This is a genomic window from Haloarcula marina (assembly GCF_024218775.1).
Classification (GTDB): domain Archaea; phylum Halobacteriota; class Halobacteria; order Halobacteriales; family Haloarculaceae; genus Haloarcula; species Haloarcula marina.
The window spans coordinates 2455406-2477622 of record NZ_CP100404.1 but is presented as its reverse complement, the minus strand read 5'-3'; the positions used below and the strand labels follow the sequence as shown (position 1 = coordinate 2477622).

The window sequence follows — 22217 nt, the reverse complement described above, 5'->3', positions numbered from 1 at the left end:
ATCAGAAATCATGAGTGAATCTCTTGTTCTCCGACGTTGTAGCCGCTGTTGATGGGCAATGTTATCAAAATAGATAATCAGAGGGGCGCGCCGCCGGACGTGCTCACTCGAACCGGTCGGGGTGGGGTCCTGTCCGGGGGATATCTCTGCGACCGGCCAGCAGCGGCCGCCGTCGACGCCGACGAGACGCCGCAGTTCGTCCTGACGAATCGGAAGAACGGCATCGTCGTCGACTCGCACGGCGTCGAGGACCACATCCAACCGGGGAGCGGCTTTCGGACCATCGCCGTCGTGACTGACAAGCGCGTCATCGTTCTGGTGGGGGACAGCGAGGGCGACCGGGAGTTGCTCCTGCCGTTCGCCGAAATCGAAGGCGTCGAGACGACGACAAGCATCCGGACCGGTCGCCTGACGCTCCGGCGCGACGGCGACTCCACGTGGCATCTCTACACCGGGACAGACGGACTCGACGACGTGGCCGAGTACCTCGACGATGCCTCGCAGGCGTGGATACACGTCGAGAACGAACTCGACAGCGTCAAACAGGCGCTGGTGACCGCGACCGAACACCGGGACCGAGGCGACTACGACGCCGCGCTCGAATCGACGCGGACGGCGCGAGACCGCATCGAGACGGCGAGAGCCAGTGCGTTTCGGTTCAGCACGACGCGCCCCGGCGACGCGCTCCGCCGACGGGTCGAACCCGTCGAGGAGCGGTGTGAGCGAACCACCGCCGAGATTCGGGTCGGTCGCGCGCGGCGGGCGACCGACGAAGGCGAGTCCCGTTGGCGCGAGGAGGACTACGAGGCCGCCTACGAGGCGTACGAACGCGCCCGCGAGGAGTACGACGCGGCGCTCGCTCTCGACCACACCCTGCTAGAGGGCGTGGAAGGGATTCGCACCGAGCGAGACCGCCTCGACGACATCGTTGCTCAGTTGTGCCAGTCGCCGCTCCGGAAGGCCGTCGCCGCCGACAACGAGGCGGCCGACGCAGACGACCCCGAGGTAGCCGCAGAACGCTGGCGGGACGCGATGCGTCACTACCGGGCGACGCTGGAACTCGACTGGGGCGCGGAGGACCGGCGGTTCGCTGGCGACCCGGCGAAAATCCGGGACCGACTCGGCACCGTCGCTGAATACCTCACGTCCGCCCGGCGAAACGTCGCCACGGACGCGATGCGGGCCGGGGACTGGTACCGGGACGCCGAGCAGTACCCGGCGGCGCTCGAAGCGTACGAGGACGCCATCGCCGGGTTCGAGACGGCGCTTGCGACGGCGCACGACTGCTACCCCGACGCCGTGCAGCACCTGGAGGCCGACCTCACGGCCGCCGAACAGCGTCTCGAACGGACCGAGGCGATGCGTGACGGCGAGACATTCGACGACCACATCGAGGCGGCACCGGAACCGAACTACGCCGCCTCCGGGACGCTCGGTGACCCGGCCGACGCGGGCGACGCCGACGCGGCCGAGACGGGCATCGATTCGGAGGCGCTGCAAGCCGACGATGTGGAGGGGGCGTCGACGGCGACGGTCGAACATCTCAGAGCGCTGGCGGGGTCGATGCTGACCGACCTCGTCGTCGACGCGTTGTGTGAGACGGTGTGGGACGCGTCGGCCGCGCCAGACGACGACCCGTTCGACGCCGTCGCGAGTCGGGCCGACGACACCGAACTGGGCGTGGTCGTCCACGCGCCCGAGGGAGACGTAACGGCGGCCACCGTCGAAGAGGCCGCCGCGCGACGGACCGGTGACGTGGACGCGGTGTTGCTTGTCGCGAACGGACCGCTCAGCGAGGCGGCCTCCGACCGGGCCGCCGACGCGGACGTTCGCGTCCTCGACGTGGCCGCCCTCGCCGCTATCGTCGAGGCCCAAAACGTTGAAATCCCCGTCTCGACGGCCTGAAATACCGAAACGGCCGAACAAAGGTTTAAGCCGCTGTATCGTGTGTTATTAATTATCATGAACTGTCCGTCCTGCGATTCGCGAATGACGTACAACGACGAGACGACGAAACTGACGGAGTTCGTCTGTCCGCGGTGCCACGAGACGATTATCGACTGGAAACCCGAGGCAAGACAGGCGCGCGTCGCCTGATAGGGAACGGTGTCGACGAGTTTCGGATAGCACTGATTCAGGGTCGGCGCGTACCAACGGGTCGCTACGACACTCGCTCTGCCGTGCGTTCGTTCACGTTCGTTCAGGAATGGACACGAACGATTGCCGAATGTTTTTATGTTTGAGGGGGTGAGTACCGCCAATGGTACAGTCGCTACGTGTCGGCTGCCTCTTCGTCGATTCTCCGTCAGACGAGCAGACGGCAGCGTACGAGTGGTGCGAGACGACGTTCGACGACGTGGAGCGGTGTCCGCTCTCGGCAGTCGACCCGAGTGCGTACGACGTGCTCTGGTGGCATCGTGACGACCCCTCTATCGACGGTGTGCTCTCGGGGGCGCGCGGTGAGGCGTTGTCCACCTACGTCAGGAACGGCGGTCGACTCCTGCTGACGCTCGGTGCGGTGGCGGCGGTCGAACCGCTCGGCTTCGACGCCGTCGGCCCGGACGCGACCGGATGGGAGGAGATTCCCGAACCGACCGGGCCGCTGTGGAAGGTGCTGTACGAGGACCACCCCGTCACCGACGGCTTCGACACGCTCCGGGTCCACACGCGTGGCGGCGGCGTGACAGTCCCGTACGCCCGGTACGAACGCGTCGCCCCGACGGCGGGCGAAGTGCTCGCCAGCACGGCCCGTGGCGGAACCGACGTGGTCAAGCAGATGAGCGTCATCACGTGGCACCCGGGCGACGGCCACGCGCTCGGCATCGGGTCGGCCGTCTCGTTCCTCCAGCCGACGCACGACATCTGTCAGGGCAATCGGCAGACGTTGATTTCGAACGCGCTGACGCACCTCGGCGTGAGCGAAGCGGACCCGCTCACCGACTACCCGAAAGACCTCGGGGCGATGGCGCAGGTCCGCGACCGCCTCTCCGGGGACACGCTCCGGCCGACCTACCACCTCACCTCGCCGGGGAACTGGCTCAACGACCCCAACGGCCTCATCCACTGGAACGACCGGTATCACGTGTTCTACCAGTACAACCCGACCGGGCCGTTCCACAACACCATCCACTGGGGCCACGCCGTCAGCGACGATTTAGTTCACTGGGAGGACCGCCCCGTGGCGCTGTCCCCGTCGCCGGACGGCCCGGACCGCGACGGCTGTTGGTCCGGCTGTGCCGTCGACGACGACGGCGTCGCGACGATTCTGTACACCGGCGGCCGCGAGAAGAAGCAACTGCCGTGTATCGCGACGGCGGCCGACGAGGAGTTGACCGGATGGGTCAAAGACCCCGCGAACCCCATCATCGAGGAGACGCCGACGGAACCGGAAGTCCTCCGCACCGAGGACTGGGAGGGCGAGTTCCGCGACCACTGTGTCTGGCGCGACGACGGCGTCTGGCACCAACTCATCGGCGCGGGCATCGAGGGCGGCGGCGGCGCGGCGCTCCTCTACACTTCGGAGAACCTCCGCGACTGGGAGTACTGCGGCCCGATTCTGACCGGCGACCGGGACACCGCCGGAACCGTCTGGGAGTGCCCGGAACTGTTGGACTTCGGGGACCACCAACTCCTCCACGTCTCGAACTACGAGGACGTGGTCTACTTCCTCGGCACGTACGAGGACGGCGAGTTCAGCGCCGAGCGTCGGGACAAACTCGACCACGGCGACTTCTACGCCCCGCAGTCGATGTGGACCGACAGCGGCCGCATCCTCACGTGGGGCTGGATTCCGGAGGCCCGCGACGTGAGTGCCCAGTGGGACGCCGGATGGTCCGGCGCGATGTCCCTGCCCCGAGAACTGTCGCTGGCTGACGACGGCGGCCTCTGTCAGCGTCCTGCGCCGGAACTGACGGCGCTTCGCGGCGAGAACACCCACCGAGACGAACTCCGTCTCGACGGCGACAGACACCGACTGAACGCCGACAGTCGGCGCTTCGAGTTCCGCGCCACTATCAGACTGGAGGACGCGGAGGCGGTGGAACTCTCGGTGCTGGAGTCGCCCGACAGAGACGAGTACACGCCGATACGGTACACGCGCAACAGCGAGATTACGGTCGACCGCGCGACGGCAAGCGAGGACCCGCAGGCGACCCGCGCCACCCATCGGATGCGCGTGACGCCGTACGACTCGCCGCTGTCGCTGCGCGTGTTCGTCGACGGCTCAATCGTCGAGGTGTTCGCCAACGAGCGGCACTGCCTGACGAGTCGCGTCTATCCGACGAGCGACGATGCGACGGGCATCTCGCTGTCGGCCGAGGACGGCCGCGCGACGATAGCCTCCGTCGACGTTTGGGAGATGGAGTCGGCGTGGGACAGCGAACCGCCGAGTAAGTAGGGTCAGTTCTCGGTGGCGTGATAGCTCGACGCCGCGTCTTCACCGGCGCGCGCTCGGCGAATCAGTTCCCGTTCGGTCGGCGGCAGTGTCTCGCCGCGCATCGGGATGTGCCAGTGGCCGAGTTTGCCGATAATCTTCGTCTTCGTGCCCTCCACGTCGAGTCGGAGCGTCGGCCCCAGCGACCCGCCGAAGCGTCGCATCTGCTCGGACTCCGGGAGATGTGCGATTTCGTCCAGCGTCTCGCCCGCGAAGTCGAAGTAGTTGAAGAAGCTCTGGACCAGCACTTCGTCGTCGTGCGGGAACGCCATCCACGAGTACGACTGGAAGGGGGCGTTCGCGGGGTTCGTCGCGACCAGTCCCGATTCGTTCAGCGGGACGTAGTCGCCGCTGAACTCCTCGGCGACGAAGCCGTACAGTGCGTCGTACCCCTCCAGCCCCGGCGCGAACGTGTGGAGGTGACTGGAGATAAAGAGGTAGTACAGACCGTCCTTGTAGACGATGTGGGGGCGCTCCAGTTCCTGATTGACCCCGACAGCGTCGATGAGCGGGTCTTGGAGTTCCCACTCCAGCGGGTCGCCCGTCGGCGAGTGTGCGAGGCCGACGCTCCCGTTGAATCCTTGCTGTTCGGCGTCCCCGCCGCAGGCGTCGCTCCCCTCCGGGACTGGGGAGTTCGCTTCGAACAGCAGCCACGTCTCGCCCGTCGCGGGGTCTTCGAAGAACCACGGGTCGCGGAAGGTGTAAATCATCGCGCGTGACTGGTCCTCGCGCTCGTAGCGCTCGCCGTCCGGGTGAAGGAGTTCGTGGTGGGTCCACGGACCGTGGATGGCGAACCCGTCGCCGGTGTGGATGGTCCCGCCGCTGGCCCCGACGATTCGCTGGCCGTAGGTGAGTTCTTCGGCGTCGTCCTCCCCCGCGGCGGTGTAGAACAGGTAGACGGACCCGTCGTCGTCGTACAGGGCGGACCCGGCCCACTGGCGCTGGCCCAGCGCTTCGTCGAAGACGGGACCGGCGTTGTGCCAGTTGCGCCCGTCGTCGGAGTAGAAACACCGGATGGTAGCCACGTCGTGGCGCTTACCCGGAAGGAGGTCCGCGGGCGCGGTCAGCGAGAAGCAGACGCGGTAGCCGTTCACCTCGGCGAGCGTTCCGTCGCGCTCGCGGAGGAACCACGTGTCCCAGATGTGGACCTCCGGAATCTGGTCGTCGTCGGGCGGATAGACGATGGGTGCGACGGTGTCGTCAGTCCGTCGTATCTTGGCGGCCTGTTCGCGCGTCCAACCGGCGCGGGCCTTGAACCCGGAGGCCCCCTCGCCGAGTGACTGTTCGCTCATGGCTTCGTGTGTGTTCAGGACGGGGATAAGGGTTTCTGGATGACTACAACTGCTGTTGTATATGCGTTCGTGTTCGTTTTCGTCGGGCGACCGAACCGAAACGCTCAGTCCTTGGCGTCGTCGTCGGGGGCGCGGCCGACCCCTTCGGGCGCGCTGATGTCGAGCGGTCGAATCCACTGATACCAGATGTACACGACGCCGACGCCGTAGCCGAGCGCCCAGACGGCGCTGCCGACCCACGGGTAGCCGTACTGGCTCAGAAACGAGTTCGCGAGGCCGGGGACGATGACGACGGCCGCTATCGTCAGTCCGAGGACGACGGTGTCTGTGCGGTCCATCTACCGCCCCTCCGCGCAGTCGACGGTCATACCGATAGTTCGGGCGTGGCGGATTTAGGGGTGGCGTTTCGGGGCGTGATGTCTGCTGACGTACCACGCGACCGTCGTATCACAGCCGTCCCATTTTTATTACAGTACGCCCTACGCCGGGTGACGGGAATGTCTCAGAACCACACTGGCCGGTCGTCACAAGAAGATATTGAGTGGTGTTACGACGCCGTCCACCGGGTCTCGCGGACGTTTAGTTTGACAATTGCGGAACTCGACGAGCCGATGGCGCGCGACATCTGCGTCGGGTATCTTCTCTGCCGGGTCGCCGACACCGTCGAAGACGCGGGGCACATCCCTCCGGCGGCGCAGGCGGACCTCCTCCGCCTATACAGTCGGGTGTTGGACCCCGCCACCGACGCCTCGGTCCGTGCCTTCGACGAGGCGGCCGCCGAGTGGCTTCCCGAAACCCGGTCGGCCGACTGGGAAGTCGTCGCCAACGCCGCCCGCGCCGTCGGCGTCTTCCGGTCGCTGGAGACCCAGTCGCTCGACGCTATCCGCGGACCGGTCCGCGAACTCGTCGACGGGATGGCGATGTTCGTCGACCGATACGCCGACGAGGGCGGCCTGCGCATTCGGACGCTCGACGAACTCGAAGAGTACTGTTGGTACGCCGCCGGAACCGTCGGAACCCTCGTGACAGGTCTCGTGGCCCCCGACGCGACGGACGCACAGCGCGAGCAGATGGAGGACAACGCGCGGGCGTTCGCCCTCCTGCTCCAGTTGGTCAACGTCGCCAAGGACGCCGCCACGGACATCGAAGAGGAGAACAACGTCTACCTCCCGCTGGAACTGCTGGAAGAACAGGGATTGGACCACGACGACGTGGGCGACACGAACCGCGTCGACGCCCTGGTGCCGGTCATCGAACGGGTCACAGACCGCGCCGAGAGCTACCTCGACGGCGCGCAGCGCTGGCTCGACGCGATGCCGGAGACGCGGGGCAACACGCTCTCGGCGTGGGCCATCCCGTTCTTGCTGGCCGTCGGGACCATCCGCGAACTGCGGGCGCGCCCGGCCGACGTTATCGAAGAGGGGAACGTCAAAATCACTCGCGAGGAGGTCCACGCCGTCTGCCAGCAGTTCGTCGGCGAGGACGACCCGGCCGTCGCGGACCTGCGCGCGAAGATTCGCGAGCGCCCGCTCCACGAGTACTGACGCGGCGACCACCGGACGACCGACCGGTTCGACATTCTCACTTTCGTCTCGGCCGATAGTCGCGCACAACGCTGAAACGGCGTGCGCGCTTCCGTTATGGTATGAGCGACACCCTCGAGCTCCCGAACGGCGACGTGGTCGACCCCGACGACGTGTTCCTGTACAACGACTACCCGTACCGGCTGGTTTGGCTCGACAGCGACAGCCACGCGTTCGCGCTCTCGCCGCTGTACTGGGGCGACAGCGGCATGGACATCCCGTTCCGGGACCGAGGCGCCCTCGTCGACCAGTGGGGCGCGGACTCGCGCGGGACGCTCTCCGACGAGGAGTGGGCGGACTGGCTCGAGTACGCCAGCGAGGACTCGCGGTTCGGCGACGACGAAGTCGCAGACCTCGCCGACGAACTGCCGACGGAGTGGGAACCGCCGCGTCGGGACTCCTCGTCGAGCGGCGGTCTGCGGGACAAACTCGGGCTCTGACCCGAACGCGAAGAAAATAGAGCGAGCGTAGTTACTGCGACGGCCGTCTGCGGGCGAGGAGCGCCCCGCTGACGAGGCCGAGTAGGGCCACGACTGCGCCGAATCCGGGGCCGTCAGCCGTCGTCGTCGGTTCTGCGGCCGTCTGTCCGCCGCTGTCGCCGCCCTCGTCGTCGCTCGACTCGGAACTCGACGAGTCGTCGTCGGAGTCGGTCGGTTCGGGCGTCGGTTCCGGCGTCGCCGTCGGTTCGGGTTCCGAGTCCCCGACATCCTCGGTGGTGTTCGCCGTCGCGTCGTCGGTCTCGGTCACCACCTCGTCGGTAGTGTTGGTCGGTTCGGCGGTGGTGTTCGTCTCGGTATCGTCGGTCGGCGTGGGCGTCTCGGTCGGCGTGGGCGTCACGGTGTCGTCGGTGTCGTCGGTCGATTGCGACGGGTTGACCACCGCGGGGCCGTCACCGTCACCGCTACCGCTCTTCTGCTCGACCGTGACGGTGAGCGTGTCGGTGTCGGTGTTCCCGGCCGCGTCAGTCACGCGTAGCGTGACCGTTTCCGTGCCGCTGCTGCCGAAGGAGTGGGTCACACTCGACCCGGTGGCGTCGTAGGTACCGTCGCCGTCGAAGTCCCACTCGTAGCTGTTGACGCCGACGTTATCGGTCGAGCCAGTCCCGTCGAACGAGACTGTCTCGTCGACCTTCACCGTCTGGTCGTTCCCGGCTTCTGCCGTCGGTGCGGTGGTGTCCTCGACGGTGATGGTCACCGTATCGGTGTCCGTGTTACCCGCGCCGTCGGTCACTTTCAGGGTGACCGTGTAGGTGCCGGGACTGCTGAACGCGTGGGTCGGCGTCGCGCCGGTGGCGTCGTAGGAGCCGTCACCGTCGAAATCCCACTCGTAACTGTCTATCTCGGCGTTGTCCGACGATGCGGTCCCGTCGAAGGTGACCGTCTCGCCGACGCCGACGGTCTGTGCGCTGCCCGCGTCCGCAGTGGGTGCGGTGTTGTCGACGGTGATAGCCGCGTCGCCTTCGGAGTAGTGGACGCTGAAGTCGATTCGCGCACCGCCGTCTTTCGTGCTCGTAATCGTCGACTGGCGGGTCGCGCCCTGGAAGGACCCGCTGAGGGCCGACGCCTCGACGCCCCAGTGGTCCAGCATCGCCGGTGGCAGGTACGCTTCGAAGAACCCGGTGTTGAGCGTCCCGTCGGCGTTGTAGTGCGGCGCACCGAGCGAGAGTTTGACCGAGTCAGTCGGACCGGAGGTGTCGTACTTCGGTTGGCCGAAGCTCTGCGCGTCGGTGATGAACGTCGAACTGTTCAGTCGGTGTTTCCGCTGGGTCTCGAAGACGTCCAAGTCGGTGACGGCGAAGGTCATCGACTGATTGCGCGCGTTCGACGCCGTGTAGTACTCTCCCTCTTTGTCACCCCATTCCGTCGGGGTGCCACCTTCCTCCGTGAAGTAGTACTGCAGTTCGGCGGGCGTCCCGGTAATCGTGACCGTCCACGTTCCGTCGCCGTTGTTGGTTCGCGTCCACGTCACGTCGTGCCCGCTCCCGATGAGCGACCGCGGGACGTAGTCGTCCATCGTCACCGAGATGGTCAGTTCGGTCGTCTCGTCGACGCCGACGCCTTCGAGTTCGTAGCGGTCGTCGAAGCCTTCGGCGGTGTCGTTGATGACCTGCACCTGCAGGAGGTCCGACGAGAAGAACGCGTCCACCGTGATGTCGCTCATCGTCGGTTGCGTGCCGCTCCCGGCGTAACTGATGTCGCTGGAGAGGACCGCCGGCGATGCACCGACGAACACGTTGAGACTCCGCGTCGCGGTGTTTCCGTTGTCGTCGGTGATTCGCAGTTTCGCGTCGTAGGTCCCCTTACTACTGTAGGTGTGGGTGACTGACGAGCCAGTCGCGTCGTAGGTGCCGTCACCGTCGAAGTCCCACTCGTACTTCGTTATCGACCCGTCGCGGTCGAAGGAGTTGGTCGCATCGAAGGTGACCGACTCGCTGACGGCGGCGTAGGCCGACGGGAACTGCGAGGACGAGGGCTGCGTGTAGAACCACGCCACGGGGTCACCGGCGTCCCCGACGGTGATGTCGACGGTTTCGGTGTCGGTGTACCCGTCGTTGTCGGTGACACGGACCGTCGCGGTGTAGAAGTCCACACTGTCGTAGGCGTGCGTGACGGTGGCCGAACTGGTGGTCTGCTCGTACGTGCCGTCGCCGTCGAAGTCCCACTCGTACTGCTCGACGGACCCCTCCGAGTCGGTGGACCCGGAGGCGTCGAAGGTAACCGTCTCGTCGACGGCGGGGTCGGTCGGCGAGGCGGAGAGGGCCGCACTCGGCGCGCCCGGCGCGGACCCGGTCACCTCAGCAGTGGCGAAGTCCCCGCCGTTGTCGTTGTCGAAGACCGTGACGGACGGTTCGAAGGTTCCGGTCTTGTCGACCGTCGCAGTAGTCGTCGCCGACGTGGTGGTCTTGTCGCTCTGCCCGTCACCGTCGAAGTCCCAGATGTACGTCTCGATGGTCCCGTCGGGGTCGGTGGACCCGGAGGCGTCGAAAGTCAGCGTGTCGCCTGCGGTGAACTCGCTGGGCGTCACCGACAGGGACGCCGTCGGGTTGGTGTTCGACGGCGTGTTCCCCGCGGAGACGGTAATCGTCGCCGTGTCGCTGGCACCGGCAATCGGCTGTGGGTCTTCGGGGTTACTGCCGTCGATGACGGTCAGTTTCACTTGGCTGGTCGCGCCGATTGTATCGGCGGGAACCGTCAACGTGACGCCGGTCCCTTTGGCCCCATCCAGTCCCATGATTTGTTTCACGATTTCGTCGCCCGGGGAGCTATCGTTGATCAGACGCAGTCCGAGTTCGCTCCCGGAGAGGCCAGTGTTTTCGACGTTGTACGACACCGGGATGTCCGAATCGCTACTCGGGTCTATCTCGGCATCGGGGACGTCGGCCATCGGCGCGTTCCCGGACTCCGTGTTGCCCACGCTAATCGTGTTGCCCGCCACCGGCGTGGCGGCGAACACCATGGGCGCGAACACGGAGAACACGAGCAGCGCTGAGAGCCACACTGCACGGAGTTTTTCGCGTTGTTCTTCCTGTGATTCGGTCACGGCAACCCACACTCCCCGGTGGCGTGTGGGCCCCGTCGGACGGCCTTGCCGAGGATTTCGACAAGCGCTCCAGATATATGGGGAGTAACCACCATGAGTAGTTGGTACTTTGATTCGGCTAATAAACCCATGTACCCAACTATCAGAGTTTATAATCACCGCAAACGCTCGACGAGCGTACTGTGAACAAGGACCTCCGCGTGGACGCTTCCGAGACGCCCATCGCGGACCTCCGCGAAACCTACGAACTCGCAGGCGAGAGCTTCGAGGCGGCAGTCGCGAAGTACGAAGACGAAGGTGCGTAGGCGCGCGCCGACTCTACAACCTATTTGCCGTCGGACCGTGCAACGCCGCTATGGAACTCATCTGGGTCGGTGCTGGCGCCGGAGCGCTCGTCCTCGTCGGACTGTTCGCACTCCGACGACGACGCTCTGCGGAGGCCCGCCAGTCGAAACAAGCCCACGAGGCCGCACAGAAACGGGACCCACCGGTCGACATCGGCGAGACGTACGAGTTCGGCATCACGGAGTTCACGGACCACCACTCCGGCGACCGGGTCGCCGTCGGGAAAGTCGAGGGCTTCGTCCTCTTCGTCGAGGACGTTCCGTCGTCACTCACGCCCGGTGACGTCGTTCGCGCGAAAGTCCTCTCGTTCAACCGCGGGCACACCTCCGCGGACGCGCGATTCGTCGCCACGCTGTAGGTCGGTAGTCTTGCGCTCCGTCCGGTAGAAGGGTCAGGCCGCCACCACGGACCACCGGAGAGCGCGGGAATGGCTCCTGTGTGGACGTGAAACCCACCACTATCGACCTCGCGTAAGCATAATAGTACTAATATATAACCACTTGAGACGTAGGTTGGTGCGATATGACTTCACCACTCATCCGATTGCTCGTCACGCTCGCCGTCCTCACGGTCACCATCCTCGGCGTCTCGATGCCCGTCGCCGCCGTCCCGTTGGACGGCGACGACGGCGACGAAATCGGGGTGATGCCCGGCGATAACGTGCAGATTCCCGACGGGACTTTTCTGAAAGCGAAGAAGGCCTTCGACGAGAACGTCCCGAAGACCACCGCATGGACCGCTCGGGACCGCCTGTTCGGTGTGTGAGCGTCCGTCTCTGAAGTGGATTAGGGCGACTTCTCACCGACGCGAGCGTCAGTGCGTTCGTCTCGCAGGGTTCGAACTCGTCGGACCATTCCAGTCCTCACGTCCGTTCGTCGCAGAAGTGGGTTGGGGCGGATTCGAACCGCCGACTTGGGTTGGTGGCGAGGCCACCCCAGACCTGTGCCTTGCCTGTATCACGTCTGGCGGATAGATAACCATGACCCGCAAATTCACGCCAGAACAAGCAGTTGAACGGTATCTCAAAGAACGGAAGCCCGAAGTTTCAGCGTCGACCCACAGGAACCACAAGTACGCTCTCCAACGGTTCGTGGAGTGGTCGAACGAATCCGGTCTTGACGATATCTCGAATCTCGATGGCATCCACATCCACGACTTCAAGATTCACCGTCGCGAGAACGGCGGCATCAATGAGGTCACACTTTACAACAATCTTTGCACACTCCGTGTTTTTGTCCGATGGCTGGAAAGCATGGAGGTCGTCGAATCCGACGTAGCGGAGAACATGATTCTCCCGAATCCCGACGACGACACCCGCGACGACAAGATTGACCCGGAGACTGCCGAGGTGATTCTGGAGTATCTGGAGAAATTTGAGTATGCTACTCTGCGACACGCTCTATTTGCCCTCTTGTGGGATACCGGCTTCCGGCTCGGAACCGTTCGAACTCTCGACCTCGGAGACTACCGCTCCGGCGAGCAGTACGTCGAAGTCTTTCATCGCCCCGATAAGGGTACGCCGCTCAAGAACAAAGCTAAAGCCGAGCGAGAAGTGAATCTCCACGTTTGGGTCTGTGAGGTTCTGGACGATTATATTGAGATACACAGGGACGATGTGACGGACGACTACGGACGAGAACCCCTGCTTACGAGTTCGTATGGCCGTCCGGTGGATTCCAATCTTCGGGCGAACATCAACGCACTCACGCGGCCCTGTCACTTCTCCGGCGATTGCCCCCACAGTCGAGACATAGATACGTGCGAAGCCACGACGATGGAACTGGCCCAGCGGTGTCCCTCGTCGGTCCCACCGCACGCACTTCGACGGAGTGCAATTACTGCATGGCTGAACGAGGGTCACAACAAGGAACTGCTCTCCGACCGGATGAACGTCAGCACGAAGACGCTCGAAAAGCATTACGACGCTCGGACTCTGGGTGAAAAACGGGAACTTCGGGCGGAGGCTTTCGAGATGGAGAACAACTAATCTTGCGTAGCACGCCTACGAATATCTGTCTTCGATAAGCCCGCACGCGCTCCGGCGAGGCTACCTCACCGAGGCATTGACATCGGAGAGCCGAAGGAAGTGACTGGGATAGGGTGGATATGACTCACCATATTCGGGTGGACCGCTACGATAAGGTGACGAAAAACATGCAAGTGGTGCGGCGTGAAGATTATCCTCGGGATATTTTAAAGCCGCTGGGCGCGGGACTGAGTGCTAAAAACTTCGCAACAAGCCTTTAAGTTAATAGACTTTTTCGACCTACTTGAGATGATGGGGATTGGGACTGAGACTGCTCTTCGTATTTCTACTGTACTCGTTTCTTTCGTTGTGGTTACTACACCCATCATTTATCCAAAGTACTCATTGTACGTTCGGCGGGCCAACGCCGGACTTGACCGACTTAACGAGGTGAAATTTGAACAAGAGGATGTCCGACAATCATATATCGAAAAGGGGGAAGAGGGATTTGACGAACTTTCAGAAGCGATTGAACTTGTTTTTGGGACAGTCGGTGATATGGAGCGTATCTGTTTTGCTGTCGGGGGACCACCTGAATTGGGAGAGTTCACGGGACTTGGGATGGAGTATGGAGTCGGTGACAATGGTATTCTGTACGCTGACACAAAGAACGGCAACCGTGAACTCTTGAGATGGGAACCGTGGAGTCCCGCAACAACTCTTGAAATGGAGAAATTGAGGAGGGGAATTACTCTACGCGCGAGAGAAAGGAGTCACTTCGTTACAATTGCATTAGCCGTTTTGTGGGCTACACTTTCGATTGTGACTGTAGTTTGAAGTTTCAGGTCTAATTCGTTGGGAGTCTGGTCTGCCTGAATCCCTCGAACGGTCAGATGCGATAAGGTGTCGGGGGATAGTCTTAGACATTCAGTACACTTTGCGTGTAGACATCGCACTTTTCGAACGACGCTTCAAAAAGAGGGAAAGATTCTGTCATCCACGGTGTGTACTTGTTCATGAACCTCGCCACGTTTCCCGGTTCGGACGAAAAAAGGTGCTGACTGCATGGAATCAAATCCGTCCTTGACCCAAAACCGCAGGACTGCTACCCTACGCTGTCCTTCAGAAAATGTAAGAAATAATATGGGTTGGGGCGGATTCGAACCGCCGACTTCCTCCGTGTGAAGGAGGTATCATAACCGGACTAGATCACCAACCCGACGCACCTGTCGCTATTCGACGGGTTACATTAAGAATTGCGTTCCGACTACGCGGTGTCGGACTGTCGGTAGGTGTCGATTTTCGACCGCGCTCCGGTGAGTGCGACTTCGGCGTCGCTACCGACGCGCTGTTGGAGCCCCTTCACGTCCGTCTTCACCTGTTTGAGACGAGTCGATTCTTGCTCGTCTTTCTCGCGTCCGATAGCGGCGCGGGCGCGGTTTTCGAGCGGTGTGAGTTCTTCGCGGACGCCTTTGCCTGCGGTTTCGACGGCGCGCTTGAGGTAGTACCGAGTGTCTTTGAAGTGCCTGTTCATATCTGTTCTTTCGCAGACAACGAATAAATCTCTTGCGGCGCACTCGGCGTGTCCGAACTGTTTTCCTCAACCCGCGGAAAGAGTGTGTCATGTTCACACGGGTGTCGATACCGACGCCGTTTCAGGTCGGGGCGGTCAACGCCTACGTCGCGGGCCGAACCGTCGTCGACCCGGGACCGGACAGCGAGGAGGCGTGGTCCCGACTGCTCGAAACGCTGGAGGCGCGCGAACTCGCGCCCGGTGATATTTCGCAAGTGGTCGTTACCCACCCACACCCCGACCACTTCGGGTTGGCTGCGCGACTGCGCTCCGAGGGCGCGCGTGTCCTCGCGAGTCCCGAGGCAGCAGCCATCATGGAAGATTTCGCCGCGCGTCTGAAGTACGAGCAGTCGTACTTCGCGGACTTCTTCGAACGGTGCGGTATCTCTCGGGAGACGGCCGAGGCGGTCACGCAACTGCCCGAGGCGTTTCTGCCGTACGCACAGAGCGTCGCCACAGACCGAACGGTGGCGGGCGGCGACACGCTCACCGTCGACGACGAGCGCCTGATCGTCGACGAAGTGACGGGTCACGCCGCTGGCGAACTCATATTCTCCTACGACCGGGAGGGTCGCCGCGAGGCTATCGTCGGCGACAACGTGCTGGGCGACATCACGCCGAACCCGTTCCTCCAGCCACCGGAAGACGCTGGGGGGCGACGGCCGCGCGTGCTTCCCGGATTCAACGACTCGCTTCGATGGCTCCGTGAACAGGGCCACGACCGGTTTCTGACGGGGCACCGCGAACCGGTGGAGTCGCCGCGAGAACGTATCGACGACATCCTCGAAGAACACGACCAACGGAGCGAGGAAGTGGCTGACATCGTCAGCGAGGGGCCGAAGACGCCCGCGGACGTGATGACGGCGCTGTTCGGTGACCTCCCGGCGACGGAGTACTTCGCTGGGATGAGCGAGGCCGTCGGGCACTTAGATGTACTGGAAGCACAGGACCGCGTAAAAAAACGAGAGAGCGGCGGCGTGTTCGTCTACGACCTACAGTAGTTCGACGGCGCGGAACGCGAGCGTCGAGACGTAGTCGAATCCGGGGACCAACAGCACCGTCACGACGGCGGCCGCGACGATGGCCGTGTACAGACCCGTCGGGTACGACTCGATGGTACGGTCGGCTTTCGGCTCTTCTATCCACATCGCTTTGACGACGCGGGAGTAGTAGAACAGCGACAGCGCGCTGTTGATGATCAGTGCGGCCGCGAGCGACCACGCGCCCACGTCCAGCGTCGCCGAGAACAGGTAGAACTTCGAGAAGAACCCGCCCCCGATGGGGAGTCCGGCGAGGCTGAACAGGAAGATAGTCATCGCGGCACAAGCCAGCGGGGCCTGCCGACCGAGGCCGTTGTAGTCCTCGAAGCGGCGGCCGATGCCCCAGTACTCGGCGAGCGCGATGAACAGGAACGCGCCGGTGTTCATGAAGCCGTAGACGAGCAGGTGGGCCATCCCGGCGCTCATGCTGAGGCTGAGGCCGTCACCGGAGGCCGACAGCGCGGCGAGGCCGATGAGGACGTAGCCGGCGTGGCCGACGCTGGAGTAGGCCATCATCCGCTTGACCTTCTCTTGGGTCGCGGCGGCGAAGTTCCCGATGAACATCGTCGCGATGGCGAGCACCTGGAAGACGACGAACCAGTTCAGCGCCTCGCCGCTGGAGACGAGCGCGTCGATGGGGAAGGCGACGGCGAACGCGCGGAACGCGAGCACGAACCCGGCGGCCTTCGAGGCCGACGAGAGGAACGCCGAGATGGGTGCGGGTGCGCCCTCGTACGCTTCCGGTGCCCAGAACTGGAACGGGACGGCGGCAATCTTGAACGCGATGCCGCCGATGACCATCATGATACCGACGCCGAGGATGGACATCGGGACGGCGGGCGACCCGGCCTGGGCCTGCACCGTACCGTCGACGACGGTCTGGACGGTGCCGCTCTCGATGGCCGTCGCGACGCCGTCGAAGCGGAGCACGCCGGTCGCGGCGTACACGAGCGAGATGCCGTAGGCGAACACCGCCGACGACACCGCGCCGATGAGGAAGTACTTCAGCCCTGCCTCGACGCTCCCCCGGTTCTGCTTCAGGAACGCGACGAGGGCGTAGGAGGGCAGGGAGACGAGTTCCAGCGCGACGAACGCCGTCGCGAGGCTGTTTGCGGCACTCAGGACGGACATCCCGGTGGCGGCCAGGAGGACCAGCACGTAGAACTCCGCCTGATAGGCGTGTTCGCGCACGTAATCCGTGCTGGCGAGCGTCACGAGCGCAGTGACGCTCGCGACGATGATCATGAAGAACAGCGCCATCTGGTCGACGACTATCTGCCCGTTGAACAGGACGGGCGTGCCGACGCCGCCATTCGATTCGGGGATGCCGGTGCCGCCGAAGATGAACCAGACGGCGAACGCGAGCGAGGCGAGCGACCCGGTGACGGAGATGCCGCCGAGCAGACTCGTGTTGGTCGTATCGGGGTCGACGCTATCGACGAGCAACAGGACCAGCGCCGTCACGGCGAGGGCGAGTGCGGGTGCGAGGCCCGCCCAACTGGGTAGCTGATGGACCATCTACGCACCACCCCCGGTGAGCGGCTCGATTGCGTGTTGAATCATGTCGTAGGAGAGGTCGGGGGCGACACCCAGCGCGATGACCAGCAGGAGCAAGACTGCGAGGGGAGCCACGTCGTGGAACGCCGCGGGACCGACCTCGTAGTCCGTCTCCAGTTTGAAGCCGCCGAACAGGGTGCGCTGCATCGCCCACAACAGGTAGCCGGCGACGACGACGATACCGAACATCGCGGCCGAGGTGAGTAGCGGGGCCGCGCTCCCCAGCGACGGGGCGTTGAACGCGCCCTGGAAGATGAGGAACTCGGCGGCGAATCCGGCCATCAGCGGCAGGCCCATGTAGCCGAAGGCGGCCGCGACGAAGATGCCGACCGTCCACGGCATCCGGTCTGCGAGGCCGGACATGTCGCCGACCATGCGCGTGTGCGTCGTGTTGTAGATGACGCCGACGGTCATGAACATCAGCCCCGAGATGAGGCCGTGGGCGACCATCTGGAACGTCGCCCCGCCCATGCCGTGGGGCGTGAAGGCGACGAGGCCGAGGATGACGTAGCCCATCGAGGAGATGGAGGAGTATGCGACGATGCGTTTCAGGTCGCGCTGGGCCAGCGCGAGCATCGCGCCGTAGATGACGCTGACGACGCCGACGATGGCCAGCGGAATCGCGAGCAGTTCGGCCGTCTCCGCGAGCATCGTGAAGTTGAATCGCAGGAGCGCGTACGTCCCCATCTTCAGGAGGACGCCCGCCAGCATCACCGACACCGGCGTCGGCGCTTCGACGTGGGCGTCCGGCAGCCACGTGTGCAGCGGGAAGACGGGCACTTTCACCGCGAACCCGACGAACATCAGGACGAACGAAATCGTCGCGAGGCTGAACCCGGCGATGGTCGGCAGTCCCGACGCCGACCGGAACGCCTCGGCCATCGCGGGCAGGGCCAGCGACGTGAGGTCCGTGTTGAACACCAGCGCGAACAGGCCCGCGAACATCACGAGCGAGGCGACGTTGGTGTAGACGAAGAACTTGATTGCGGCGTACTTCCGCCGGGGACCGCCCCAGACGCCGATGAGGAAGTACATCGGGATGAGGACGCCCTCCCAGAAGACGAACCAGAGGAAGAAGTCCAGCGCCGCGAAGACGCCGATGAGGCTCGTCTCCATGAACAGCATCAGCCCGTAGAACTGGGACTGGCGCTCGTCGATGGGCGTCCACGCCGAGACGATTGCCAGCGTGGTCAGGATGGTCGTCAGCGCGAGCAGCGGCATGCTGACGCCGTCAAGCCCGACGTAGTAGGAGATGCTGTAGCCCGCGAGGTCTATCCACGGAATCTGCTGGCCGAAGGCCACCTCACCGGGTGACAGCAGCGCGTTGCCCGCGCCGCCGTGCTGGGTGAGGAACACGTAGTACATGTACACCGAGGCCAGCGCGGGGACGGCGCTGATGGCCGCCGCGAGTTTCCCGGCGTAGCGGTTCGGCGACAGCATGACGATACCGCTACCGAGCAGTGTCACCGCCAGGAGCGCAGCGACCCACATTCAGAACCACCCCCCAGCGAGGCCGAAGACGGCCAGTAGGAGGACCAGTCCCAGCGTCAGCAGCATCGCGTAGTTGGAGACGACGCCCGACTGGATGCGGCGGATACGACTCCCGCCGAACAGGCTCACGCTAGAGACGCCGTTGACGACGCCGTCGACGACGCCCTGGTCGAACTTGTCCATCGCGCGGGCGAGCGGCTGCGTCAGCCCCGTCGCCAGCCACACCTGATACTCGTCTTGGTAGTAGTTGTGCATGAGTAGCGTCTTCAGACTGCCCAGCTTGTCCGTGTGCTCGACCGGGTCGGAGCCGCGGTACAGCGCCGTTGCGGCACCCGCACCGGCAAGGGCCAGCAGAAGCGAGACGGCCGCCGACGCGAGCAGCGTCCCGATTGCCCCGAGCGGTTCGCCCGCGGTGACGTGGGACACGTCGTGCAGCAGCGTCTCGTAGTGGTGGAGGTCCGTCGACAGCAGCGCGGGCCAGCCACCCTCCTCCGGGCCGTTGAGCCACTTGTGGAGGAAGTCGATGTGCGCGCCGGTCAGTTCCGCGACGGGCTTCATGTTGATGAATCCGACCGTCGCGGCCAGCACGCCCAGGACCGCCAGCGGTCCCTTCACGTTCCAGCGGACCGGTTCGGGGTCGCGTGCGGTGTCGGAGCGAGCGTCACCGTGGAAGGTGAGGAACACCATCCGGAAGGTGTAGAAGCCGGTGAAGAAGACGGCCAGCAGCCCCATCGCGTACGCGAGGAGGTAGGCCGTCCCGAGGCCGCCCTCGCTGCCGAGGCCGTGGATGAGCGCCTCGTACAGCACTTCGTCTTTCGACCAGAAGCCAGCGAAGGGGAGGATACCGGCCAGCGCCAGCGACCCGGAGAGGAACGCGTAGTAGGTCACGGGCATCTTCTCTTTCAGGCCGCCCATGTCCCACATGTTCTCGTTGTGGTGCATGGCGATGATGACCGACCCCGCGCCGAGGAACAGCAGCGCCTTGAACACGGCGTGGGTGGTCAGGTGGAAGACGGCGGCGATGTAGCCACCGGACCCCAGCGCGAGCATCATGTACCCGTACTGGGAGATGGTGGAGTACGCGAGGACCTGCTTGATTTCCTGTTTGACGAGGCCCATCGTCGCGGCGAACAGGGCCGTGAAGCCGCCGACGAGCGCGATGACAGCCAGCGCCGTCGGGGAGATAGCGTAGAAGCCGTACATCCGCGCGACGAGATAGACGCCCGCGGCGACCATCGTCGCGGCGTGGATGAGCGCGGAGACGGGCGTCGGGCCCTCCATGGCGTCGGGGAGCCACGTGTGGAGCGGGAACTGTGCGGACTTCCCGATGACGCCGCCGAGGACGAGCAGTCCGAGCACCGTGAACCACGCCTGCGGCGAGAGGCCGACGGTGTCGAGCATCGCGATGCCGCCCGTCTCGCCGTCGACGACGGCGTGTTCGGCCAGCACGGGGAAGCTCTGTGCGACCACTTCGCCGTTCTGCGTGATGGGCGCGAAGAGGCCCGTCCCGAAGGTGGCGAAGATGCCGACGACGCCGATGAGGAAGAAGTAGTCACCGAAACGGGTGACGAGGAACGCCTTCTTCGCGGCGCTGGGCGGGCCGTCCTCGCGGAACCAGAACCCGATGAGCAGGTACGAACACAGGCCCACCAGTTCGAAGAACATGAACGCCATCAGGAGGTTGTTGGCGACGACGAACCCGAGCATGCTCGCCGTGAACAGGCCGAGACCGGCGTAGTACCGGGGCAGGCCCGTCTCGCCCTCGTCGTTCATGTAGCCGAGCGAGAAGATGTGGACGAGGAAGGAGATGAGCGTCACGATGAGCAGCATCAACGCCGAGAGCGGGTCGAGCAGGAGGCCGAAGCGGAGCGTGACCGACTGGACGCCCGCGACCCACGTGTAGATGAACTCGTTGTGGACGCCCCCACCGGCGACGGTGAGCGCGACCCAGATAGAGAGCAGGAGGGACCCACCCGTCGCGGTGATGCCAGCGAGCGCGCCGCCTTTCGGCATGCGGTCGCCGGCGAACAGCGCGACGAGGAACGATACGAACGGGAGCAAGACAATCGCCGGAGCGTATGTGAATGCAGCCATCTGTTACCACCTCATCGTCGTCGCCTTCGTCACGTCCACGTCGGTGAAGTTGCGGTACAGCACGAGGATGATGCCGATGCCGACGGCCACTTCCGCGGCGGCCAGCGCCATCCCGAACAGGCTGAACACCTGTCCGGTGAGGTTGCCGTGCTGGAGCGAGAACGCGACGAAGTTGATGTTCGCCGCGTTCAGCATTAGCTCGACGGACATCAGGAAGACGAGCGCGTTCCGTCGAGTCAGGATGCCGAACAGACCGATGCAGAACACGGCCGCCGAGAGCACGAGGTACGCCTCGGCCGGAATCACGCGTCGTCACCTCCCTGTCCGCCGTCGGCGGCGACGGCGGGTTCGTCCGCGTCACCGTCGTCGACGCCGAGGTCGACGATTTCACCGGACTCCTCGCGGCGGGCCAGCATGATTGCGCCGACCAGCGCCGCCACCAGGACGACGTCGATTATTTCGAAGGCGACGAGGAACCCTTCGCCGGGCACGGCGCTCTCGCCCTCACCCATTATGGCACTCGGCGCGATGTCGAACATCGCCGCGCCCAGACTCTTCGTGATAGCGGCGGACTCGCCGAATCCGACCGGCGTCGGGAACGAGACGCCCGCGAACACGGCGGCCAGCACGACGAACAGTGCAACGGCGGCCAGTCCAGCGACGAGGTTGCCCTCGGTGTTGAGTCGTGGTCTGTTACTCATGGTGTCACCTCGATAACGGACTCGTCCTCACGCGTCAGCATCACCGCGAAGGTGATGAGGATGAGGACGCCGCCCACGTACACCAGAATCTGCATCGTTGCGACGAACGCCGCTTGGTTCAGGACATAGAACACGGCGACGCTGACCAACGACACGCCCAGTAACAGCGCCGAATGCCAGACGTCCCGAACTAACACGACGCCTGCCGCACTGCCCACCGTCACCATGGCGAACAGTGCGAACGCGATTATCTCGTACAGTCCCATCTTATTGTGAGACTCTTTGCGGCGTCCCTTTGAAGATTCCTCTTTCGTCTCGCGTAAACGAGGGTGAATCGCCGGGTGAGACGGGTCGATTTCCGAAGTCGACTGGACGTCGGCGGTTACGAGCCTAGACTTTTCTCGTCGGCGGTCGTCTTCGACCGCACGAATGGCAGGCGAACCGACATGTGCCACGCACGCGTGGGCGTCGGTCGGTGTCGTGACGCGCGACGACTCGGTCTGCCGAATCTGGGAGTGTGAGCAGTGTCCGGTCTGGACCACCGAACCGTTCGACCCCGCGTTCGAACTACCGTGGGACGAGACGTGGCTGGCCGAGCGGTGA

21 protein-coding genes and 1 tRNA gene are annotated in these 22217 nt (G+C 64.2%); 11 read left to right on the top strand and 11 right to left on the bottom strand.

Annotated elements, in window-relative coordinates:
• Window positions 1–99: 99 nt before the first annotated feature.
• A complete protein-coding gene (locus NJQ44_RS12985; protein WP_254271773.1) occupies window positions 100–1905 on the top strand; it encodes a hypothetical protein in 1806 nt (601 codons plus the stop codon).
• A gap of 355 nt (window positions 1906–2260) precedes the next feature.
• A complete protein-coding gene (locus NJQ44_RS12980) occupies window positions 2261–4396 on the top strand; it encodes a GH32 C-terminal domain-containing protein (protein ID WP_254271772.1) in 2136 nt (711 codons plus the stop codon).
• Window positions 4397–4398: 2 nt separating this feature from the next.
• Here NJQ44_RS12980 and NJQ44_RS12975 read toward each other — a convergent pair whose 3' ends face one another.
• The gene (locus NJQ44_RS12975; RefSeq protein WP_254271771.1) at window positions 4399–5724 is read right to left on the bottom strand and encodes a glycoside hydrolase family 68 protein; all 1326 of its coding nucleotides are present in this window, start codon (window positions 5722–5724) and stop codon (window positions 4399–4401) included.
• A gap of 104 nt (window positions 5725–5828) precedes the next feature.
• Window positions 5829–6062, bottom strand: coding sequence for a DUF7996 family protein (locus NJQ44_RS12970; RefSeq protein ID WP_254271770.1), 234 nt, complete (start codon window positions 6060–6062; stop codon window positions 5829–5831).
• Between the two features lie 159 nt (window positions 6063–6221).
• Here NJQ44_RS12970 and NJQ44_RS12965 point away from each other — a divergent pair, with 159 nt between their 5' ends.
• Both NJQ44_RS12965 and NJQ44_RS12960 read left to right on the top strand, forming a co-directional pair.
• The gene (locus NJQ44_RS12965; protein WP_254271769.1) at window positions 6222–7268 is read left to right on the top strand and encodes a phytoene/squalene synthase family protein; all 1047 of its coding nucleotides are present in this window, start codon (window positions 6222–6224) and stop codon (window positions 7266–7268) included.
• A gap of 101 nt (window positions 7269–7369) precedes the next feature.
• Window positions 7370–7747, top strand: coding sequence for a hypothetical protein (locus NJQ44_RS12960; protein WP_254271768.1), 378 nt, complete (start codon window positions 7370–7372; stop codon window positions 7745–7747).
• Window positions 7748–7778: 31 nt separating this feature from the next.
• On the opposite strand, the gene NJQ44_RS12955 is transcribed toward NJQ44_RS12960, so the two are convergent.
• Window positions 7779–10847: a PKD domain-containing protein gene (locus NJQ44_RS12955; RefSeq protein ID WP_254271767.1), complete on the bottom strand. Its 3069-nt coding sequence runs from the start codon at window positions 10845–10847 to the stop codon at window positions 7779–7781.
• 182 nt (window positions 10848–11029) lie between these two features.
• On the opposite strand from NJQ44_RS12955, the gene NJQ44_RS19475 reads away from it, so the two are divergent.
• The 5 genes from NJQ44_RS19475 to NJQ44_RS12935 all read left to right on the top strand — a co-directional run bounded on the left by NJQ44_RS19475 (window position 11030) and on the right by NJQ44_RS12935 (window position 13995).
• A complete protein-coding gene (locus tag NJQ44_RS19475) occupies window positions 11030–11152 on the top strand; it encodes a hypothetical protein (protein WP_256557165.1) in 123 nt (40 codons plus the stop codon).
• Window positions 11153–11202: 50 nt separating this feature from the next.
• Window positions 11203–11550 (top strand): TRAM domain-containing protein, encoded by a 348-nt coding sequence (locus NJQ44_RS12950; protein WP_254271766.1) that lies wholly within the window; start codon window positions 11203–11205, stop codon window positions 11548–11550.
• 164 nt (window positions 11551–11714) lie between these two features.
• Window positions 11715–11957 (top strand): hypothetical protein, encoded by a 243-nt coding sequence (locus NJQ44_RS12945; RefSeq protein ID WP_254271765.1) that lies wholly within the window; start codon window positions 11715–11717, stop codon window positions 11955–11957.
• Between the two features lie 214 nt (window positions 11958–12171).
• A complete protein-coding gene (locus tag NJQ44_RS12940) occupies window positions 12172–13179 on the top strand; it encodes a tyrosine-type recombinase/integrase (RefSeq protein WP_254271764.1) in 1008 nt (335 codons plus the stop codon).
• Between the two features lie 288 nt (window positions 13180–13467).
• On the top strand, window positions 13468–13995 hold the full coding sequence (locus NJQ44_RS12935) for a hypothetical protein (protein WP_254271763.1): 528 nt from the start codon (window positions 13468–13470) through the stop codon (window positions 13993–13995).
• A gap of 307 nt (window positions 13996–14302) precedes the next feature.
• Here NJQ44_RS12935 and NJQ44_RS12930 read toward each other — a convergent pair.
• Window positions 14303–14377 (bottom strand) — tRNA-Val (locus NJQ44_RS12930).
• A gap of 48 nt (window positions 14378–14425) precedes the next feature.
• Window positions 14426–14692, bottom strand: a complete 267-nt coding sequence (locus NJQ44_RS12925) for a DUF7553 family protein (RefSeq protein ID WP_254271762.1) — start codon at window positions 14690–14692, stop codon at window positions 14426–14428.
• Window positions 14693–14781: 89 nt separating this feature from the next.
• On the opposite strand from NJQ44_RS12925, the gene NJQ44_RS12920 reads away from it, so the two are divergent.
• Window positions 14782–15732, top strand: a complete 951-nt coding sequence (locus tag NJQ44_RS12920) for an MBL fold metallo-hydrolase (RefSeq protein ID WP_254271761.1) — start codon at window positions 14782–14784, stop codon at window positions 15730–15732.
• Here the strand turns inward: NJQ44_RS12920 and NJQ44_RS12915 are convergent.
• From NJQ44_RS12915 to NJQ44_RS12890, 6 genes are read right to left on the bottom strand one after another with little or no spacing between them, the layout of a single operon-like run.
• Entirely contained in the window at window positions 15724–17289 is a 1566-nt protein-coding gene (locus NJQ44_RS12915) for an NADH-quinone oxidoreductase subunit N (protein WP_254271760.1), read from the bottom strand. The genes NJQ44_RS12920 and NJQ44_RS12915 overlap by 9 nt on opposite strands.
• The gene (locus tag NJQ44_RS12910) at window positions 17290–18819 is read right to left on the bottom strand and encodes a complex I subunit 4 family protein (RefSeq protein ID WP_254271759.1); all 1530 of its coding nucleotides are present in this window, start codon (window positions 18817–18819) and stop codon (window positions 17290–17292) included.
• Entirely contained in the window at window positions 18820–20913 is a 2094-nt protein-coding gene (nuoL, locus tag NJQ44_RS12905) for an NADH-quinone oxidoreductase subunit L (protein WP_254271758.1), read from the bottom strand. It abuts the gene before it with no gap.
• A 3-nt stretch (window positions 20914–20916) separates the two neighbouring features.
• Complete coding sequence (nuoK, locus tag NJQ44_RS12900; RefSeq protein WP_254271757.1) at window positions 20917–21219, bottom strand: NADH-quinone oxidoreductase subunit NuoK; 303 nt, start codon at window positions 21217–21219, stop codon at window positions 20917–20919.
• Entirely contained in the window at window positions 21216–21614 is a 399-nt protein-coding gene (locus NJQ44_RS12895; RefSeq protein ID WP_254271756.1) for an NADH-quinone oxidoreductase subunit J family protein, read from the bottom strand. Before NJQ44_RS12895 ends, nuoK begins: the two co-directional genes overlap by 4 nt.
• A complete protein-coding gene (locus tag NJQ44_RS12890; RefSeq protein WP_254271755.1) occupies window positions 21611–21880 on the bottom strand; it encodes an NADH-quinone oxidoreductase subunit J in 270 nt (89 codons plus the stop codon). Before NJQ44_RS12890 ends, NJQ44_RS12895 begins: the two co-directional genes overlap by 4 nt.
• Before the next feature lie 163 nt (window positions 21881–22043).
• Here NJQ44_RS12890 and NJQ44_RS12885 point away from each other — a divergent pair, with 163 nt between their 5' ends.
• Window positions 22044–22217: a hypothetical protein gene (locus NJQ44_RS12885; RefSeq protein WP_254271754.1), complete on the top strand. Its 174-nt coding sequence runs from the start codon at window positions 22044–22046 to the stop codon at window positions 22215–22217.

What these genes read in the sequence shown, in the direction of transcription:
- NJQ44_RS12980 (WP_254271772.1), top strand. Translation starts at nt 2,261, where the DNA reads ATGGTACAGTCGCTACGTGTCGGCTGCCTCTTCGTCGATTCTCCGTCA.
- NJQ44_RS12975 (WP_254271771.1), bottom strand. Translation starts at nt 5,724, where the DNA reads ATGAGCGAACAGTCACTCGGCGAGGGGGCCTCCGGGTTCAAGGCCCGC.
- NJQ44_RS12970 (WP_254271770.1), bottom strand. Translation starts at nt 6,062, where the DNA reads ATGGACCGCACAGACACCGTCGTCCTCGGACTGACGATAGCGGCCGTC.
- NJQ44_RS12965 (WP_254271769.1), top strand. Translation starts at nt 6,222, where the DNA reads ATGTCTCAGAACCACACTGGCCGGTCGTCACAAGAAGATATTGAGTGG.
- NJQ44_RS12960 (WP_254271768.1), top strand. Translation starts at nt 7,370, where the DNA reads ATGAGCGACACCCTCGAGCTCCCGAACGGCGACGTGGTCGACCCCGAC.
- NJQ44_RS12950 (WP_254271766.1), top strand. Translation starts at nt 11,203, where the DNA reads ATGGAACTCATCTGGGTCGGTGCTGGCGCCGGAGCGCTCGTCCTCGTC.
- NJQ44_RS12945 (WP_254271765.1), top strand. Translation starts at nt 11,715, where the DNA reads ATGACTTCACCACTCATCCGATTGCTCGTCACGCTCGCCGTCCTCACG.
- NJQ44_RS12940 (WP_254271764.1), top strand. Translation starts at nt 12,172, where the DNA reads ATGACCCGCAAATTCACGCCAGAACAAGCAGTTGAACGGTATCTCAAA.
- NJQ44_RS12935 (WP_254271763.1), top strand. Translation starts at nt 13,468, where the DNA reads ATGATGGGGATTGGGACTGAGACTGCTCTTCGTATTTCTACTGTACTC.
- NJQ44_RS12925 (WP_254271762.1), bottom strand. Translation starts at nt 14,692, where the DNA reads ATGAACAGGCACTTCAAAGACACTCGGTACTACCTCAAGCGCGCCGTC.
- NJQ44_RS12920 (WP_254271761.1), top strand. Translation starts at nt 14,782, where the DNA reads ATGTTCACACGGGTGTCGATACCGACGCCGTTTCAGGTCGGGGCGGTC.
- NJQ44_RS12915 (WP_254271760.1), bottom strand. Translation starts at nt 17,289, where the DNA reads ATGGTCCATCAGCTACCCAGTTGGGCGGGCCTCGCACCCGCACTCGCC.
- NJQ44_RS12910 (WP_254271759.1), bottom strand. Translation starts at nt 18,819, where the DNA reads ATGTGGGTCGCTGCGCTCCTGGCGGTGACACTGCTCGGTAGCGGTATC.
- nuoL (WP_254271758.1), bottom strand. Translation starts at nt 20,913, where the DNA reads ATGGCTGCATTCACATACGCTCCGGCGATTGTCTTGCTCCCGTTCGTA.
- NJQ44_RS12895 (WP_254271756.1), bottom strand. Translation starts at nt 21,614, where the DNA reads ATGAGTAACAGACCACGACTCAACACCGAGGGCAACCTCGTCGCTGGA.
- NJQ44_RS12890 (WP_254271755.1), bottom strand. Translation starts at nt 21,880, where the DNA reads ATGGGACTGTACGAGATAATCGCGTTCGCACTGTTCGCCATGGTGACG.
- NJQ44_RS12885 (WP_254271754.1), top strand. Translation starts at nt 22,044, where the DNA reads ATGGCAGGCGAACCGACATGTGCCACGCACGCGTGGGCGTCGGTCGGT.